Source organism: Stappia sp. (genome assembly GCF_048261845.1).
Classification (GTDB): domain Bacteria; phylum Pseudomonadota; class Alphaproteobacteria; order Rhizobiales; family Stappiaceae; genus Stappia.
Window position 1 is genome coordinate 20663 of sequence record NZ_JBLXFR010000002.1, and the last position, 15975, is coordinate 36637.

16 protein-coding genes and 1 other RNA gene are annotated in these 15975 nt (G+C 67.4%); 11 read left to right on the forward strand and 6 right to left on the reverse strand.

The annotated features are described in order from the left end of the window. Window positions 1-107: 107 nt before the first annotated feature. The 5 genes from ACN0T5_RS01455 to tkt all read right to left on the reverse strand — a co-directional run bounded on the left by ACN0T5_RS01455 (window position 108) and on the right by tkt (window position 7499). Window positions 108-1139: a class I fructose-bisphosphate aldolase gene (locus ACN0T5_RS01455; protein ID WP_417766841.1), complete on the reverse strand. Its 1032-nt coding sequence runs from the start codon at window positions 1137-1139 to the stop codon at window positions 108-110. 113 nt (window positions 1140-1252) lie between these two features. Then, window positions 1253-2446, reverse strand: a complete 1194-nt coding sequence (locus ACN0T5_RS01460) for a phosphoglycerate kinase (RefSeq protein ID WP_417766842.1) — start codon at window positions 2444-2446, stop codon at window positions 1253-1255. Window positions 2447-2582: 136 nt separating this feature from the next. Next, window positions 2583-3590 carry a type I glyceraldehyde-3-phosphate dehydrogenase gene (gene gap, locus ACN0T5_RS01465; protein ID WP_417766843.1) on the reverse strand — a complete coding sequence of 336 codons (1008 nt, stop codon included), beginning with the start codon at window positions 3588-3590 and terminating at the stop codon, window positions 2583-2585. Window positions 3591-3798: 208 nt separating this feature from the next. Next, a complete protein-coding gene (locus tag ACN0T5_RS01470; protein ID WP_417766994.1) occupies window positions 3799-5337 on the reverse strand; it encodes an adenylate/guanylate cyclase domain-containing protein in 1539 nt (512 codons plus the stop codon). A 170-nt stretch (window positions 5338-5507) separates the two neighbouring features. Continuing rightward, entirely contained in the window at window positions 5508-7499 is a 1992-nt protein-coding gene (gene tkt / locus ACN0T5_RS01475) for a transketolase (protein ID WP_417766844.1), read from the reverse strand. A gap of 435 nt (window positions 7500-7934) precedes the next feature. Between tkt and ACN0T5_RS01480 the strand changes: the two genes are divergently transcribed. From ACN0T5_RS01480 to ACN0T5_RS01510, 7 genes are all read left to right on the forward strand, one after another. Next, window positions 7935-8273, forward strand: coding sequence for a DUF4164 domain-containing protein (locus tag ACN0T5_RS01480; RefSeq protein WP_417766845.1), 339 nt, complete (start codon window positions 7935-7937; stop codon window positions 8271-8273). Between the two features lie 24 nt (window positions 8274-8297). Further along, window positions 8298-8675, forward strand: a complete 378-nt coding sequence (locus ACN0T5_RS01485; RefSeq protein WP_417766846.1) for a cell division protein ZapA — start codon at window positions 8298-8300, stop codon at window positions 8673-8675. A 106-nt stretch (window positions 8676-8781) separates the two neighbouring features. Then, window positions 8782-8937, forward strand: a non-coding RNA gene (gene ssrS, locus ACN0T5_RS01490) — 6S RNA. A gap of 134 nt (window positions 8938-9071) precedes the next feature. Next, window positions 9072-9722 carry a 5-formyltetrahydrofolate cyclo-ligase gene (locus ACN0T5_RS01495; protein WP_417766847.1) on the forward strand — a complete coding sequence of 217 codons (651 nt, stop codon included), beginning with the start codon at window positions 9072-9074 and terminating at the stop codon, window positions 9720-9722. Window positions 9723-9724: 2 nt separating this feature from the next. After that, window positions 9725-10552: a TIGR00282 family metallophosphoesterase gene (locus ACN0T5_RS01500; RefSeq protein WP_417766848.1), complete on the forward strand. Its 828-nt coding sequence runs from the start codon at window positions 9725-9727 to the stop codon at window positions 10550-10552. Between the two features lie 330 nt (window positions 10553-10882). Next, window positions 10883-11632 carry a YebC/PmpR family DNA-binding transcriptional regulator gene (locus ACN0T5_RS01505; RefSeq protein WP_306029094.1) on the forward strand — a complete coding sequence of 250 codons (750 nt, stop codon included), beginning with the start codon at window positions 10883-10885 and terminating at the stop codon, window positions 11630-11632. Between the two features lie 157 nt (window positions 11633-11789). Continuing rightward, the gene (locus ACN0T5_RS01510; protein ID WP_417766849.1) at window positions 11790-12194 is read left to right on the forward strand and encodes a hypothetical protein; all 405 of its coding nucleotides are present in this window, start codon (window positions 11790-11792) and stop codon (window positions 12192-12194) included. A gap of 32 nt (window positions 12195-12226) precedes the next feature. On the opposite strand, the gene ACN0T5_RS01515 is transcribed toward ACN0T5_RS01510, so the two are convergent. Further along, window positions 12227-13003 (reverse strand): sulfite exporter TauE/SafE family protein, encoded by a 777-nt coding sequence (locus tag ACN0T5_RS01515; protein ID WP_417766850.1) that lies wholly within the window; start codon window positions 13001-13003, stop codon window positions 12227-12229. A gap of 244 nt (window positions 13004-13247) precedes the next feature. Here ACN0T5_RS01515 and ruvC point away from each other — a divergent pair, with 244 nt between their 5' ends. The 4 genes from ruvC to ybgC are packed head-to-tail and all read left to right on the forward strand — an operon-like array spanning window position 13248 to window position 15954. Beyond that, the gene (gene ruvC / locus ACN0T5_RS01520; protein WP_417766851.1) at window positions 13248-13766 is read left to right on the forward strand and encodes a crossover junction endodeoxyribonuclease RuvC; all 519 of its coding nucleotides are present in this window, start codon (window positions 13248-13250) and stop codon (window positions 13764-13766) included. Window positions 13767-13797: 31 nt separating this feature from the next. Next, window positions 13798-14412 carry a Holliday junction branch migration protein RuvA gene (gene ruvA / locus ACN0T5_RS01525; protein WP_417766852.1) on the forward strand — a complete coding sequence of 205 codons (615 nt, stop codon included), beginning with the start codon at window positions 13798-13800 and terminating at the stop codon, window positions 14410-14412. Further along, window positions 14409-15458 (forward strand): Holliday junction branch migration DNA helicase RuvB, encoded by a 1050-nt coding sequence (gene ruvB / locus ACN0T5_RS01530; RefSeq protein ID WP_417766853.1) that lies wholly within the window; start codon window positions 14409-14411, stop codon window positions 15456-15458. The genes ruvA and ruvB overlap by 4 nt, the downstream gene beginning before the upstream one ends. Beyond that, window positions 15442-15954 carry a tol-pal system-associated acyl-CoA thioesterase gene (gene ybgC, locus ACN0T5_RS01535; protein WP_417766854.1) on the forward strand — a complete coding sequence of 171 codons (513 nt, stop codon included), beginning with the start codon at window positions 15442-15444 and terminating at the stop codon, window positions 15952-15954. Before ruvB ends, ybgC begins: the two co-directional genes overlap by 17 nt. Window positions 15955-15975 lie beyond the last annotated feature (21 nt).

The window sequence follows — 15975 nt, forward strand, 5'->3', positions numbered from 1 at the left end:
GTTCGCGGGGCCCATCGGCGTGACCGGCCCCTGAATGGCGGCCGATCACGGCAAAAGAGGGGCGAAACCGCCCCTCCCGTCAAGTGTCATCAAGGGTGGGAGGCGGCTCAGGCCGTCTCCAGGGCCTTGTTCCATTCGCCCTTGGCTGCAAGGCCGTTCATCCTGGCGCGGTGCAGGAAGGCGGCCTGTGCCGCCGGAACGTTCTCCGGCTTGCCGCCCCAGGCCTTCAGAGCCGACTGCTGCAGGGCGCGACCATACGAGAAGGTGAGCTTCCACGGCAGCGGGCCGGAGGCGTTCATCAGGTGCAGGTGCTCGGTCGCCAGCTCGTCCGACTGGCCGCCGGACAGGAAGGCGATGCCGGGAACAGCTGCCGGAACCGTCGCCTTGAGGCAGCGCAGGGTCAGCTCGGCGACCTCCTCGGCCGATGCCTGGAAGGAGGCGTTCTTGCCCGGCACGATCATGTTCGGCTTGAGAATGATGCCTTCCAGCATCACGTCCATCTGGAACAGCTCGGAAAACACCGTGTTGAGCGTCCACTCGGTGACTTCGTAGCAGGTCTCGATGTCATGCGAGGCCGAGGGGCCGTCCATCAGCACTTCCGGCTCGACGATCGGAACGATGCCGGCTTCCTGGCAGAGCGCGGCGTAACGGGCCAGCGCATGGGCATTCGACTGGATGCAGGTGCTCGACGGGTGACCGTCTTCCTCGTTGATGTCGATCACGGCGCGCCATTTGGCGAAACGTGCGCCGAGCTCGTAATATTCGGCAAGGCGCTCGCGCAGCCCGTCAAGACCTTCGGTGACAGTCTCGCCCGGGAAGCCGGCGAGCGGCTTGGCGCCCTTGTCGACCTTGATGCCCGGCACCGCGCCGGCCTTGCGGATCATCTCCACGAAGGGGGTGCCGTCGGCGGCCTTCTGGCGCAGCGTCTCGTCGAAGAGGATGACGCCGGAGATGCAGTCGGTCATCGCCTCGGCGCTGGAGAACAGCATCTCGCGATAGGCGCGGCGGTTGTCCTCGGTGTTCTGCGTTCCGATCTGGTCGAAGCGCTTCTGGATGGTGCCGGTGCTTTCGTCGGCGGCCAGAATGCCCTGGCCTGTCGCCACCATGGCCTCGGCAATGTCTTCGAGACGTTCACTCATCCGATGCGTCCTCTTCTTTCCATTCGCTTGATGCCGCCGCGCGGCGGCTGGCGGGTTTTTATCAAAAACGCCGCGCTTTTGAAGGCGCGGCGCAGGGTGTTTCACCGAAAGGATTAATCCTGCAGCGCAACCACACCCGGCAGGGCCTTGCCTTCGAGCCATTCGAGGAAGGCGCCTCCGGCCGTGGAGACGTAGGAAAAGTCGTCCGCGGCGCCGGCATGGTTGAGCGCGGCGACCGTGTCGCCACCACCGGCCACCGTGACGAGCGGGCCGTTCTTGCTGCGCGCGGCGGCATAGCGGGCGGCGGTGACCGTGGCGACATCAAAGGGTGCGATCTCGAAGGCGCCGAGCGGGCCGTTCCACACCAGTGTCGCGGCGGCATCGATTTTCGCCCTGACGTTGGCGACGGATTGTGCGCCGACATCGAGGATCATCGCGTCGGCGGGAACCGCGTCGACGGAAACGGTCTCGTTTGCGGCGCCGGCCCTGAACTCGCGCGCGACGACCGCGTCGACGGGCAGCACGATTTCGCAGCCCGATGCCTTCGCGGTCTCGATGATGCGGCGCGCCGTGTCGGCAAGCTCATGCTCGCACAAGGACTTTCCGACATCCTTGCCCTGTGCGGCAAGGAAGGTGTTCGCCATGCCGCCACCGATGACCAGCATGTCGACCTTCTTCACGAGGTTGTCGAGAAGCTCGATCTTGGAGGAGACCTTGGCGCCGCCGACAACGGCGAGGACCGGCCGCACCGGCGTCGTCAGAGCGGCGGCGAGAGCCTGCAGCTCGGCCTGCATGGTCCGGCCGGCACAGGCCGGCAGGCGCCGCGCGAGGCCCTCGGTCGAGGCGTGGGCGCGGTGCGCGGCGGAAAAGGCGTCGTTCACATACACATCGCCAAGGGCGGCCAGCGCATCGGAGAAGGCGGCGTCGTTCTTCTCCTCGCCGGCATGGAAGCGGGTGTTCTCGAGCAGTGCCACGTCGCCGTCCTTGAGACCGTCGACCGTGGCGGCGGCGATCTCGCCAATGCAGTCGGCGGCAAAGGCAACCGGCCGGCCAAGGCGTTCGGTCAGCGCGGCGGCCACCGGGGCAAGGCTCATCTCGGGCATGACGGCGCCCTTGGGGCGGCCGAAATGGGCAAGCAGGACGACGCGTGCTCCCTTGTCGGCAAGCTCGCGGATCGTCGGCAGGACGCGGTCGATCCGGGTCGCGTCGGTCACCTTGTTGCCGTCCATGGGCACGTTCAGGTCGACGCGCACCAGCACGCGTTTGCCGGACAGGTCACCCATGTCGTCGAGGGTCTTGAAAGTCATCGCTCGCTACCCGGTTGCATTGCGGCGGCGCCTCGCGCCGGCCATTGGCCTGCCAGGGGGCGTCGTCAGAGGCGCCTGGCGGGGTCTGTCACAGGATCGGGGCGACCTTGCGGCGGCCGCCCCGGCCGGCTTTCGCTCAGATCGCCTTCGCCAGTGCCACCGCGGTGTCCGACATGCGGTTGGAGAAGCCCCATTCGTTGTCGTACCAGGTCAGGATGCGCACCAGCGTGCCGTCCATGACCTTGGTCTGGTCCATGTGGAAGATCGACGAATGCGGATCGTGGTTGAAGTCGCTGGAGACCAGCGGCTCGTCGGTATAGCCGAGAATGCCCTTGAGCTTGCCGTCGGCCGCCGCGCGGATCGCGTCGTTGATCTCGGCGACGCTGGTCGAACGCTTGGCGACGAACTTCAGGTCGACGACCGAGACGTTCGGCGTGGGTACGCGGATCGAGACGCCGTCGAGCTTGCCGTTCAGCTCCGGCAGGACGAGGCCGACCGCCTTGGCCGCGCCGGTCGAGGTCGGGATCATCGACAGCGCCGCCGCACGACCCCGGTAGAGGTCCTTGTGCATCGTGTCGAGGGTCGGCTGGTCGCCGGTATAGGAGTGGATCGTCGTCATGAAGCCGGTCTCGATGCCGATCGCCTCGTTGAGGACATAGGCAACCGGAGCCAGGCAGTTGGTGGTGCAGGACGCGTTGGAGACCACCGTGTCGGCGCTGGTCAGCGTGCCGTGGTTGACGCCGTAGACGATCGTCTTGTCGGCGCCGGACGCCGGGGCGGACACCAGCACGCGCTTCGAGCCGTTGGCAAGGTGGACGGAGGCCTTCTCGCGATCGGCGAAGATGCCGGTGCATTCCAGCGCAACGTCGACGCCGAGGGCGCCCCAGGGCAGCTCCTTCGGATCGCGGATCGCGGTGACCTTGATCGGGCCGGTGCCGACGTCGATCGTGTCGCCGTCGACCGTCACCGTTGCCGGAAAGCGGCCATGGACAGAGTCGTAGCGCAGCAGGTGGGCGTTGGTCTCGACCGGTCCGAGATCGTTGATGGCAACGACCTGGATGTCGGTGCGGCCCGATTCCACGATGGCGCGCAGCACGTTGCGTCCGATGCGACCAAATCCGTTGATGGCAACCTTCACGGTCATGCTTGTCTCTCCTGTGGCGGCGAACCGCATCCTTGGGCGATGAACTGGCGGAGCCCGACCGTCTGGTAAGGAACTGTCCGGCTCTTGTCGTCATTGGAGCGCCGTCCGAGGGCGCCCGAACGCTGGTTACAGAAGCCTCGTCAAGGATGCAACGGGGTCCGGCAACATATATCTGTCGCGGGCGCGCCTGTCGCGCCTGCGCGCGGTGTCAAACGCCATTGTCGCGCCTCCGCACCGCGCCAAGCGCCTTCTCCAGAACGGCCTCGGCCTTGCGCCGCGCATCGGCGTCGAGCCGTCCGATGTCGAGGCGGAGGAACAGTCCTTCCTCCTCCTCCGTGATCGTTGCCGGGTCGAGCATGCCGAGGTCGTGCAGGCCCTCCCCCGCATAGGGCACGATCTCGCCGGGAATGCCCTTCAGCGTGATCGGCTCGAGCCGGCTGACGCGCACCCGGTCCTGCACATGGGCCCAGGTCTCGTAGGAGATGACGATGCCGCCGGGCTCTGCGATGCCCTGCAGGCGGGCGGCGAGGTTCGCCTCCGCACCGATGATCGTGTAGTCCATCCGGTCGGCGGATCCGAAATTGCCGACGTTGCAATACCCGGTGTTGATGCCCATGCGCACCTCGAAGGGCTTTTCGATGCCGCGCCGGTGCCACTGCGCCTTCAACTCCACCATGCGCCGCTGCATGGCGATGGCCATGTCCAGACAGGCATTGGCATCCTCGCGCGCGCCGCGCGTCTCCGGATCGCCGAAAAAGGCGAGGATCGCGTCGCCGATGAACTTGTCGACCGTGGCGCCGTGAGCCTGCGCGATGATGGACATCTCGGTGAAATACTCGTTGAGCAGGCTGGTGAGTTCCTCCGGCTGGAGATGCTCGGCCGTCTCGGTGAAGTCCTTGATGTCGGAGAAGAAGATGGTGAGCTTCTTGCGCTCCGTGGAGATCACCACGTCCTTCTCGCCGGAGAAGATCGACTTGTAGATCTGCGGCGAGAGGTATTTCGAGATCTTCATCGAAATCGAGGCGAGGAAGCCGTTGGCCTCCTCCAGCTCGGCGTTCATGCGCCGGAAGGCGTTGGCCTGGCGCCACTGCAGGCCGGCAAAGGCAATGCCGAAGGTGCCGGCACCGGCGAAGTAGAGAAAGAGATACTTGAAGGAAAAGAGGTTCCTGGCGATCGGCTGGTGAACGGTGATGGCCTGGATGCCGCGCACGTCGCCAACCTGCCAGTCGCGTTTCGGGCTTTCGGGATGGCTGTTGTGGCAGGAAACGCAGGCCTGACCCATGACGACCGGCACGGCCATGCGGATTTCGCGTTCGAACAGCGAGCCGGTGAATTCGGAGGCAATGTCATCGGGGGCGCGTGTCTCGCGGAACCGGGCCAGGGCGCGGGCCTCGAAGGCATCCAGCCTGTGGGACGCGCGATTTTGAAAGGACAGGTCGGAGACGAAACGGTAGTTGACATCGCCGCCGCCACGGCCGGCGATGACGCCGCCGAGCTCCAGCGACAGCGTGGCGGGGATCGGGACCGCGCCCGGCACGTCCTCGTAATTGTGCACGGCAACCGTGTCGCCGTCGAAACTTTCGACGCGGCCGACGACATTGGCGCCGTAATAGGCCCGGATGTCGGAGATCATGGCGTTCAGGGTGCGCGCCTGGATCGCCAGCGACGTATCGGAGAGGTTGCGCAGATCAAGCCAGACGGCCAGTGGCAGCAGGACAAGAGCGGCCAGAACGGCGCCGGCGAGAATCCATGGCCGCTCGGCGACCTTGCGCCAGAGGCTGTCGACGTTGCGATGGTTGTCGTCAGACTGCGGCACGGCGTCGATCTCCCGATGATCGACTGTTCTTACAACCGGGGGGCGCGTGGAGGCAACTGCGTGCAGGAGGGGCGGCACGCGGCCGCCCCGGTCCGATGTTCTCAGATCGCCTGGAGCCGGGCGTTGACCGCCGCGACAACGGCCTCGGCGGTGATGCCGAAGTGGCTGTAGAGCTGCTGGTAGGGGCCGCTGGCGCCGAAGCCGGTCATGCCGATGAAGATGCCGTCCCGGCCGATGATGCGGTCCCAGCCCTGACGGATGCCTGCCTCGACGGCGACGCAGACGCCGGCGCCGCCGATCATGTCGTCCTGGTAGTCCTGGGACTGGCGCTCGAAGCGTTCCATGCAGGGAACCGAGACGACGCGGGTGGCGGTACCGGCCGCCTCGAGCGCCTCGCGTGCGGCGAGGGCGATCTCGACCTCGGAGCCGGAGGCGAAGATGGTCACCGCCGGGGCCTCGTCGCTGTCCGCGACGACATAGGCGCCGCGCGCGGAGAGGTTCTCCGCCTCGTAGGTCTTGCGCACCGCCGGCAGGTTCTGGCGGGTCAGCGCCAGGACGCTCGGCGTGCCGGGGGTCTCCAGCGCCAGCTGCCAGCATTCCAGCGTCTCGGTGACGTCCGCCGGGCGGTAGAAGTCGAGATTGGGAATGGCGCGCAACGCGGCATAATGCTCGACCGGCTGGTGGGTCGGGCCGTCCTCGCCAAGGCCGATGCTGTCATGGGTCATCACATGGATGACGCGCTGCCCCATCAGGGCCGCAAGGCGCATCGCCGGGCGGGCATAGTCGGAAAACACCAGGAAGGTGCCGGAATAGGGGATCGTGCCGCCATGCAGGGCCATGCCGTTCATGGCAGCCGCCATCCCGTGCTCGCGAATGCCCCAGTGGACATAGCGGCCGGTGAAGTCGTCCGGGGTGATCGCCTTCGTGTCGGCGGTGCGGGTGTTGTTGGAACCGGTCAGGTCGGCCGAGCCGCCGATGGTCTCGGGAACGACCCTGGTGATGGTGCCGAGCACGTATTCGGATGCCTTGCGCGTCGCCATGACAGGCTTGTCCTGGGCGATCTGCTTCTTCAGCTTGTCCATCTCGGCGGCAAAGACGGCCGGGAGGTCGCCGCGCAGGCGCCGCTCGAACTCGCCGCGCAGTTCCGGATCGGCCGCCGCGAGCCGCTTCTCCCATTCCTTGCGCGTCTGGCCGGAGCGCAGCCCGGCGATCCGCCAGGCGTCGATGATGTCGCTGGGAACGTCGAAGGCCTCATGGGTCCAGCCGAGCGCCTTGCGGGTGGCGGCCAGTTCCTCGGCGCCGAGTGGCGAACCGTGCACCTTCTCGGAGCCGGCCTTGTTCGGCGCGCCAAAGCCGATGGTCGTCCTGGCCGCGATCAGGGTCGGGCGGTCGCTGTCACGCGCATCGTTGAGGGCGGCGGCGATGGCCACCGGGTCGTGGCCGTCAATGGCGACGGTGTTCCAGCCGCTCGCCTGGAAGCGCTCGATCTGGTTGGTGGAATCCGAGATCGAGACCTTGCCGTCGATGGAGATGCCGTTGTCGTCCCAGATGACGATGAGGCGGTCGAGCTTCAGGTGGCCGGCAAGCGAGATCGCCTCCTGGCTGATTCCCTCCATGAGGCAGCCGTCGCCGGCCAGCACATAGGTGCGGTGATCGACGATGTCCGCGCCGAACGTCTCGCGCAGATGCCTTTCGGACATGGCCATGCCGACCGCATTGGCGAGGCCCTGGCCGAGCGGACCCGTGGTCGTCTCGATGCCGGCGCCGTGGCCGAATTCCGGGTGGCCCGCGGTCAGCGCGCCGATCTGCCGGAAATTCCTGATCTGGTCGAGGGTGAAGTCCTCGGAGCCGAGCAGGTAGTGAACGGCATAGAGCAGCATCGAGCCGTGACCCGCGGACAGCACGAAGCGGTCACGGTCCGGCCAGTCCGGCCGGGTCGGGTCGTAGTGCATGACCTGCGTGAACAGCACGGTGGCGATATCGGCCGCGCCCATCGGCAGGCCGGGATGGCCGGACTTGGCCGCTTCCACGGCGTCGGCTGCGAGGAAACGGATCGCATTGGCCATGCGATTGTGCTTGTCGAGATCGGTCATCTGGTTCCGTTCGTCCCTGTCGGCGGCCCGCAAGGGCATGTAAGTCCTTGATACGGGCAGCCTTTCGGCCGCCCTGCTGGATCGCCCCGTGCCGCGTCTCCGGCTCTACCCGGGAGAGGCGGGCGCCGCGTCGGATATCCGACCGCGGGCCGGGGTGCTGGACCGCCGGCAATGTCGGTTTTTCGGTGGCCGGGACCGGCCGCCGCCGACCCCCTGCCGAGGCGGCCCGACAAATATCAGGAACCTTGGGCGAGTCAACAAAGCGGATGGCGGGAATGCGCAGTCTTGCCGATTGCATGCGCCGACCGGCGAAGATGCATCCGGCGGCCGGCCGATCTCGCATCGCGGGCAAAGGAATGCTATAGCGGCTTTTAACAAGCGCTTCGCGCGCGTCCTTAAAGCAAGGCACGCAGTTGGCGGCAACCGGGGATCGCGATGGACGACACATCGGGCATGACGAAGGATGGCGAGCACCGTCTTTCGGGACCGTCCGTTTCGCCCGGCCAAAGTGTCGAGGCGGCTCTCGACCGGCTGGCGCGCGCGGTGAACCGGCTCGACGCCGCCGTCCAGCGCCGGCTCGAGGCGGACATGTCCTTGAACGGACTGCAGGACGAACTGCAACGGCTGGGTGAGGACCGCTCGTCGCTGGCCGCGACGCTCGACACGGCGGAAACGCGTGTCGCCCGCCTGGAAGACGCCAACCGCGAAGTGTCGCGGCGTCTGGTTTCGGCAATGGAATCGATCCGTTCCGTCCTTGAAACCCACGGCGGTTGAAGGACGGACGAAGGGAACGCGGCAATGGCGCAGATTATCGTCACGATCAACGGGCGCAGCTTCCGGATGGCATGCGACGACGGGGAAGAGGAGCGGCTGACCGCGCTTGCCCGACGCTTCGACAGCGCCATCGACAGCCTGCGCGGCAGCTTCGGCGAGATCGGCGACCTGCGGCTGACCGTGATGGCCGGGATCATGGTGACCGACGAACTGGCGGAGCGCGAGCGGCGTCTCGCGGCGCTGCAGGACGAGGTGGAGAGCCTGCGCGAGGCCCGCAGGGCGGCGCTCGATCGCAACGCACGGGGCGATGCGGCGATCGCCGACAAGATCGTCACGGCGGCCGAGCGGGTCGAGGCGCTGGCCGACAGTCTCGCCCAGTCGATGCGACCGGCCGATGCCTGAAACGGGTGCGCGGGCCGGACCTGACGGCGGCCGCGTGACGGGTGCGGTGCCGGCATGCGAAAACGTGTGTTGTCAATCGGGGCGAACCATCCCTATATCGGTACCGGCGTGGCTGCGCGGTTCGTCAGGAGACATATCCCCGGGGCCTTACGCATCCCTAGGGAGCTGTTCCTTTCCCGGCCCGTGGGCCGGGAGACACGGCGCCCACCTACTTAGTAGGTTTCCCGGGATTGCAAACTCCAACGGCCGAGGTGGCCACGTCATGACCTCGGGCATCCGGCGACGCGATGCGGCAGACCCGGTTCCCGGGTCCTCCCCGGGGACCCCGTGTCCCGGGCGACTGCCGCCCTTCCCGTGCCAACCGTTTCCCTGCCGATCCGACACGGAGCGCGCCGCATGACCGCCCCCGACCGCTTCCCGCCCGCACCACAATCCAGCGTCTCCGCAATCAGGGCCGGGGAACCCTCGACCGTCAAGCTGGCTAAGGCCGCGTGCCGCAAGCTGGCGCTCGGCCTGCGCGGACAGTTGCCGCCGCTCGTTCGCGCCGAAGCGGGCCTGCATCTGGCCGACGCGGTCGACGCGCTCCGGTTTCCCGCCGGGGCCGTGGTTTCGGGGTTCTGGCCGATCCGCGACGAGATCGATCCCCGCCCGCTCATGGATGCGCTCAGAGCACGCGGCCACCCGCTTTGCCTGCCGGCGATCGTCGACGGCGAGCTCGTGTTCCGGCGGCTGACCCGCGAGAGCGAACTGGTGAGAGCCGGCTTCGGCACGGTGGAGCCGCCGGCGGATGCGGAGGAACTCGTGCCCGACTGCATGCTTGTGCCGCTTGCCGCTTTCGACGCGCGCGGGGCCCGGATCGGCTACGGCCGGGGCTATTACGACCGGGCGATCGCCGCGATCGGGACACGCCGCGGCGCGCCGCCGATGACCGTCGGCATTGCCTTTTCCGTCCAGCAGGTGGAGGAGGTGCCCGAGGAGGCGCATGACCGCCGCCTGCAGCGGATCCTGAGCGAGACGGGTTTCATCGACATTACGGAGAACGGCTGAGCATGCGGTTGTTGTTTCTTGGAGACCTTGTCGGGCGCAGCGGCCGGCAGGCGGCGATTGATGCCCTGCCACGGCTGGTCGACCGGCACGGCATCGACTTCGTGATCGTCAATGGCGAGAACGCGGCCGCCGGGTTCGGGATCACCGAGGAGATCCTGCAGGATGTGCTCGACGCGGGCGCCGACGTGGTGACGACCGGCAACCATGTGTGGGACCAGCGCGACACGCTGGTCTATATCGAGCGGCAGGACCGGTTGCTGCGCCCCTTGAACTTTCCGCCAGGGGCGCCGGGACGCGGCGCCAACCTCTTCACGGCGCGAAACGGCGCGCGGATCCTGGTGATGAATGTGATGGGCCGCGTCTTCATGGACAGTCTCGACGATCCCTTCACCGCCGTCGACCGGGTGCTGGAGGCGACGCCGCTTGGCCGGGTCGCCGATGCCATCGTCATCGACATGCATGCCGAGGCGACCAGCGAGAAGCAGGCGATGGGCCACTATGCCGACGGACGCGCGACGCTGGTCGTGGGCACCCACACCCATGTGCCGACGGCCGATCACCAGATCCTGCCCGGGGGCACCGCCTATATGAGCGATGCCGGCATGTGCGGCGACTATGATTCCGTGCTCGGCATGGAGAAGGACGAGCCGATCTCGCGCTTTCTGCGCAAGATCCCGTCGGGACGGTTCACGCCGGCCTCCGGCGAGGCGAGCGTGTGCGGGGTCGCGGTCGAAGTCGACGAGGGGACGGGCCTTGCCCTTGCCATCGAGCCGCTGCGGATCGGCGGCCGCCTGTCGCAGGTTCTTCCCTCCAGCTGGGGCCAGGGCTGAGGGACGCGGCCCGCGAGGCGGCGGCACGACCTACATGCCAATGCTGGATTTTCGAAAGGTCCGGGCCTATAACGCGCCGATCTTGAACGATTGCAGGCGGGACTGGACACGGACCGACGGTCGTGCGTCCTCTCGTCCGCAGGAACATCAAGCGCCGGCCTTGCCGGGCCAGGGTGTTCCGCAGCATTGAATGCGGATCAGTTCGAGGCATCCGGCCGGATGCCCGCTGATCCGGACCCACTCCAGGAGGAACGCGCCTGGATGCCGCGTCCGTCCGGCGCAAGCCCGGCCGATGCCGCCCGCGTTCCCGAGCACGAACCAGGAAGCGACATGGCCGGACATTCCCAATTCAAGAACATCATGCACCGCAAGGGCCGCCAGGACGCGGTGCGCTCGAAGATCTTCTCCAAGCTGTCGAAGGAGATCACGGTCGCGGCGAAGATGGGCGGGCCGGACATCAACGCCAACCCGCGCCTGCGCCTCGCCGTGCAGAACGCCAAGGCGCAGTCGATGCCCAAGGACAACATCCAGCGGGCGATCAACAAGTCGCAGGCGGGCGAGGGCGACAATTACGAGGAGCTGCGCTACGAGGGCTACGGCCCGGCCGGCGTCGCGGTGATCGTCGAGATCCTGACCGACAACCGCAACCGCTCGGCCTCGAACGTGCGCTCCTACTTCTCCAAGTGCGGTGGCTCGATGGGAGAGACCGGCTCGGTCGCCTTCATGTTCGACCGGGTCGGGGAGATCGTCTATCCGGCCGCGGCCGGCAGCGCCGACGCGATCCTCGAGGCGGCGATCGAGGCGGGCGCGGAGGATGTCCAGTCCGATGAAACCTCGCATGTCGTGACCTGTGCCTTCGAGGACCTGGGCGACGTTTCCAAGGCGCTGGAGGCCTCGCTCGGCGAGGCCGAGACCGTCAAGACCATCTGGAAGCCGCAGACGCTCACCCCTGTCGATGCCGACAAGGCGCAGACCATGCTGAAGCTCATCGGCCTTCTTGAGGACGATGACGACGTGCAGAACGTCTACTCCAACTTCGACGTCGACGAGGAAACCCTGGCGAGCCTCACCGCCGCCTGACCGGCGATTGAACACCGGTCTCCCGGAGCCGAAAATAAATTTGCCGGGGGGGCTTTTCGAATGCCGGGCAGCGGAGCCACATAAGCCCGCATTGGCGCATGAGCGCGTGGCGGCGGAGCCGCCGCGGCTTCGCTGCGCCCTTCCGTGGAGGCTCGGGATGAGCGCTGCATGGGGTCTCGGCCTGCTGGCCGCCATCGTTGGTCTGTTTTCCGTCGCTTGCCGTTTCTATCATCGGGCCGTGCCGCCGGCCTGGACCCGTCACGAGAGCATTGCCGTCGGCATCGCGCTTGCGTTCGCGGCCGGTGTGTCCGTGTCCGCCGGGTTGCTGCTCCAGTTCGTTGCCGGTCTTGAAGACGCGGCGCGAACACCGGTTCTTCTGGTGAGCGGGGCTGCGCTGGTGATGGTCCTGCTGTTCTGGAGTTTCCTCGCCCGGCACCGGCGCAAGCCCGTTGCCGGCGAACCCGACATGCCTCCTTCCGGCACGGGCGAAAGTTCGGTTGTCGCACTGGGACGGCCGGTCAGTCGGCGTGAACGCGTCCGGTCGCGGCGCAGGGCGGCCTGAGAACATCCGAAAGCGGTTTCAGCCTTCCCGCGTCAGCGCAGCCACGTGTCGAGCGCGGGAAGGCTGGAAATGGCGGCGAGCAGGATGATGCCATAGGCGACCGGCCGGTAAACGGCCGGCGCCGCGGTGCCGAAGAGCCGCGCCCCGGCGAGGATGCCCAGTCCGTAGACCGGGGCAAGTGCTGCAACCAGAACCACCACGCCCGTGTCGTAGAAGCCGTTCAGATAGAACGCGGCAAAGGCCGACAGGCTGACGATGGCGAAGAACACGATCAGGTTGGCCCGGATGGTCTGCGGCGGGTTGGGGCCGGCAGCCCAGAACACGACCACCGGCGGAGCGGCGACCTGCGACACGCCCGAGAGCAGGCCGGCGGCAGCGCCGACGCCAAGCGAGGCGGCCAGCCTCGGCCGCCCGCTGTAGCGCCAGCCCAGGAGCAGTATCGCGACAGCGGCGAGAACGATCGCCGACAGAACCCAGCGCAGAACCGTGGTGTCGGCGTGCGCCAGTATCGCCGCGCCGACAGGAACGACCGCCATTGCCGACAGGCTGACGGGCAGCACGGTGGCCCAGTCGCAGCGGCGTATCGCGCCGAAGAGCAAAGGCAGCGTCACGAGGGCGTCGAGCACCAGGAACCCGGCTGCGGCCGCGCGCGGTTCTATCACCGTGGAGGCGACCGGCATGAAGATCATCGCCGCGCCGAAACCGGAAAAGCCGCGCACAAGGCCGGCAATGAGGATCGCGGCGGCAAGCAGGACGAGAACCGGCATATCCGGCAGGTGAGCCGCAAGGTCTGCGAGAAACTGAAGCATCAGGGATCGGGACCGGATTTCTGGCGGGCACGGACTTCTGGCGGGAACGGGGCGCAAGACGGGACGGGCAAGGGGGCCGCGGCCCTGCCGCGCGGGCCGCAACCAGCTTGCATTCCGGCGGCGAAAAGGCAAGCGAGGGGCTTCTTTCGAACCGCTCGGTTCCCTTGCGCGGCGATGGCCGTGAACGTCTGTCGGCGATGTCGCTGCTGGTCAGGACGCGCGAATGGCGTTACCGATTTGTTCCATGGCAACGGCGATTCGCATTCTCGGCATCGATCCCGGACTTCGGCGCACCGGCTGGGGTGTGATCGTGGTCGAGGGCAACCGCATGGGTTTCGTGGCGAGCGGGACGGTGGTCTCCGACAACCGTCTGGAACTTTCCGCCCGGCTTCGTCAGCTGCATGACGGCTTGCAGGATGTGCTGGCACGGCAGGCGCCCGACGAGGCGGCGGTGGAACTGACCTTCGTCAACAAGGATGCCGGGGCGACGCTGAAACTCGGCCAGGCGCGCGGCATCGCGCTGCTGGTGCCCGCGCTCAACGGACTTGGCGTTGCCGAATACGCGCCGAACCTCGTCAAGAAGACAGTGGTCGGCACGGGCCATGCCGAAAAGGATCAGATCCGCATGATGGTGAAGGTCCTGATGCCGAAGGCGACATTCAACTCGGATGACGCCGCCGATGCGCTCGCGATCGCCATCTGTCACGCGCAGCACCGGGTGACCCCGGCGGCGGCGCGCATCGCGGAGAAGCTGGCGAAATGACGACCGGGTTTCTCAGGAACGGGTGCCACGCATGATCGGAAAGCTGAAGGGCCGGGTCGACGAGATCGGCGACGACCACCTGATCCTGGATGTCGGGGGCGTCGGCTATCTTGTCTATGCGCCGGTGCGGGTGCTGCAGGGCCTGCCCTCCCCGGGGGAAGCGGCGGAGCTCCATATCGAGACCATGGTGCGCGAGGACATGATCCGCCTCTACGGCTTCGGCTCGCGCGCCGACAAGGCCTGGTTCCAGCTTCTGATGACGGTGCAGGGCGTTGGCGCCAAGGTGGCGCTGGCGGCCCTCGGCGTGATGAAGGCGTCCGAGATCGCCAATGCGATCGCGCTGGGCGATACGGCGCAGATTGCCCGGGCGCCGGGCATCGGCAAGCGTGTGGCGGAACGCATCGTCACGGAACTGAAGAGCAAGGCGCCCGCCTTTGCCAGTGTCGACACGGGCACGATCTCCGCCGCGCAGCAGGCCAAGGCGGCGGTTCCGACGGCCGTCGGTGATGCCGTCTCGGCGCTGGTCAATCTCGGTTATCAGCCGGCGCAGGCCAGCGCGGCGGTTTCCGCCGCCGTGAAGAGCGCAGGCGAGGAGGCTGAGGCCTCGACGCTGATCCGGCTCGGGCTCAAGGAACTGTCCAAATGAGCGAGGACGGGGACCGCCTCGTCACGCCGGAGGTGCGCGGCGACGAGATCGACACGACGATGCGCCCGCAGGTGCTCGACGATTTCGTCGGCCAGGCGCAGGCGCGCGCCAACCTCAAGGTCTTTATCGGGGCGGCCAAGGCGCGGGGCGAGGCGCTCGATCACGTGCTGTTCGTCGGGCCGCCGGGCCTCGGCAAGACCACACTTGCCCAGATCATGGCGCGCGAGCTCGGCGTCAACTTCCGCGCCACGTCCGGCCCGGTCATCGCCAAGGCGGGCGACCTGGCCGCGCTGCTGACCAATCTGGAAGACCGCGATGTGCTCTTCATCGACGAGATCCACCGGCTCAGCCCGGCGGTCGAGGAGGTGCTCTATCCGGCGATGGAGGATTTCCAGCTCGACCTGATCATCGGCGAGGGGCCGGCAGCGCGCTCGGTGAAGATCGATCTTGCGCGGTTCACGCTGGTCGCCGCGACAACCCGCATCGGCCTCCTGACGACGCCCCTGCGCGACCGGTTCGGCATTCCGGTGCGGTTGCAATTCTATACCGCCGAAGAGCTGGAGCTGATCGTCACGCGCGGCGCGCGTATTCTCGGCCTCGGCAGGAGCGAGGACGGGGCGCGCGAGACCGCCCGGCGCGCCCGCGGCCCGCCGCGCATTGCCGGCCGGCTGCTGCGCCGGGTGCGTGATTTCGCCGTCGTTGCGGGACAGGAGAAGGTTGACGCGGGGATCGCCGACAAGGCGCTCACCCAGCTGGAGGTGGACAGTGCCGGTCTCGACCAGCTCGACCGCCGCTATCTCAACCAGATCGCGCTGAAATTCGGCGGCGGACCGGTCGGCATCGAGACCATTGCCGCAGCGCTTTCCGAACCGCGCGACGCGATCGAGGAGATCGTCGAGCCCTACCTGATCCAGCAGGGCTATATCCAGCGCACGCCGCGCGGGCGGATCCTGACGCCGCAGGCGTTCAAGCATCTGGGCCTTGCCGTTCCGGGTGGCGAGGCCATGCCGCAGATGGGGCTGTTCACCGATGACGATGACACCTGACGAAAGGGCCGGCGGCTTGCCGGGCGGCGACCGGCTGGCGGAAGACTGGCCGGATATCTCCGGGCGTCTCGAGGCCGGGCGGCACGTATTGGCGCTGAGGGTCTATTACGAGGACACCGATTTCACCGGCGTCGTCTATCACGCCGCCTATCTGAAATTCGCCGAACGGGGCCGGTCCGACTTCCTGCGGCTTTGCGGCATCCATCACCGCGCGCTGCAGGAAGGTGACCATGGCGAACCGCTGGCATTTGCCGTGCGGCGCATGGAGGTCGACTTTCTCGCTCCGGCCCGCATCGACGACCTGCTCGAAGTGGTGACGCGGCTGGAAGAGGCGCGCGGCGCGCGCATCGTGCTGGCGCAGGACGTGCGGCGAGGCGGCGCGGCTTTGTTCACGGCGCGTGTCACCGTCGCGGTGATTTCGCCCGAGGGGCGGCCACGGCGGCTTCCCGAAGCGCTTGCCGCCCGGCTCTCGGCAGCCGACATATGCGCATCTTAACGCGACAGTAACCCTAACGGC

Excerpts from the sequence above, each read along its gene's own strand:
- ACN0T5_RS01455 (WP_417766841.1), bottom strand. The coding sequence starts at position 1,139 with ATGAGTGAACGTCTCGAAGACATTGCCGAGGCCATGGTGGCGACAGGC.
- ACN0T5_RS01460 (WP_417766842.1), bottom strand. The coding sequence starts at position 2,446 with ATGACTTTCAAGACCCTCGACGACATGGGTGACCTGTCCGGCAAACGC.
- gap (WP_417766843.1), bottom strand. The coding sequence starts at position 3,590 with ATGACCGTGAAGGTTGCCATCAACGGATTTGGTCGCATCGGACGCAAC.
- tkt (WP_417766844.1), bottom strand. The coding sequence starts at position 7,499 with ATGACCGATCTCGACAAGCACAATCGCATGGCCAATGCGATCCGTTTC.
- ACN0T5_RS01480 (WP_417766845.1), top strand. The coding sequence starts at position 7,935 with ATGGACGACACATCGGGCATGACGAAGGATGGCGAGCACCGTCTTTCG.
- ACN0T5_RS01485 (WP_417766846.1), top strand. The coding sequence starts at position 8,298 with ATGGCGCAGATTATCGTCACGATCAACGGGCGCAGCTTCCGGATGGCA.
- ACN0T5_RS01495 (WP_417766847.1), top strand. The coding sequence starts at position 9,072 with ATGACCGCCCCCGACCGCTTCCCGCCCGCACCACAATCCAGCGTCTCC.
- ACN0T5_RS01500 (WP_417766848.1), top strand. The coding sequence starts at position 9,725 with ATGCGGTTGTTGTTTCTTGGAGACCTTGTCGGGCGCAGCGGCCGGCAG.
- ACN0T5_RS01505 (WP_306029094.1), top strand. The coding sequence starts at position 10,883 with ATGGCCGGACATTCCCAATTCAAGAACATCATGCACCGCAAGGGCCGC.
- ACN0T5_RS01510 (WP_417766849.1), top strand. The coding sequence starts at position 11,790 with ATGAGCGCTGCATGGGGTCTCGGCCTGCTGGCCGCCATCGTTGGTCTG.
- ACN0T5_RS01515 (WP_417766850.1), bottom strand. The coding sequence starts at position 13,003 with ATGCTTCAGTTTCTCGCAGACCTTGCGGCTCACCTGCCGGATATGCCG.
- ruvC (WP_417766851.1), top strand. The coding sequence starts at position 13,248 with ATGGCAACGGCGATTCGCATTCTCGGCATCGATCCCGGACTTCGGCGC.
- ruvA (WP_417766852.1), top strand. The coding sequence starts at position 13,798 with ATGATCGGAAAGCTGAAGGGCCGGGTCGACGAGATCGGCGACGACCAC.
- ruvB (WP_417766853.1), top strand. The coding sequence starts at position 14,409 with ATGAGCGAGGACGGGGACCGCCTCGTCACGCCGGAGGTGCGCGGCGAC.
- ybgC (WP_417766854.1), top strand. The coding sequence starts at position 15,442 with ATGACGATGACACCTGACGAAAGGGCCGGCGGCTTGCCGGGCGGCGAC.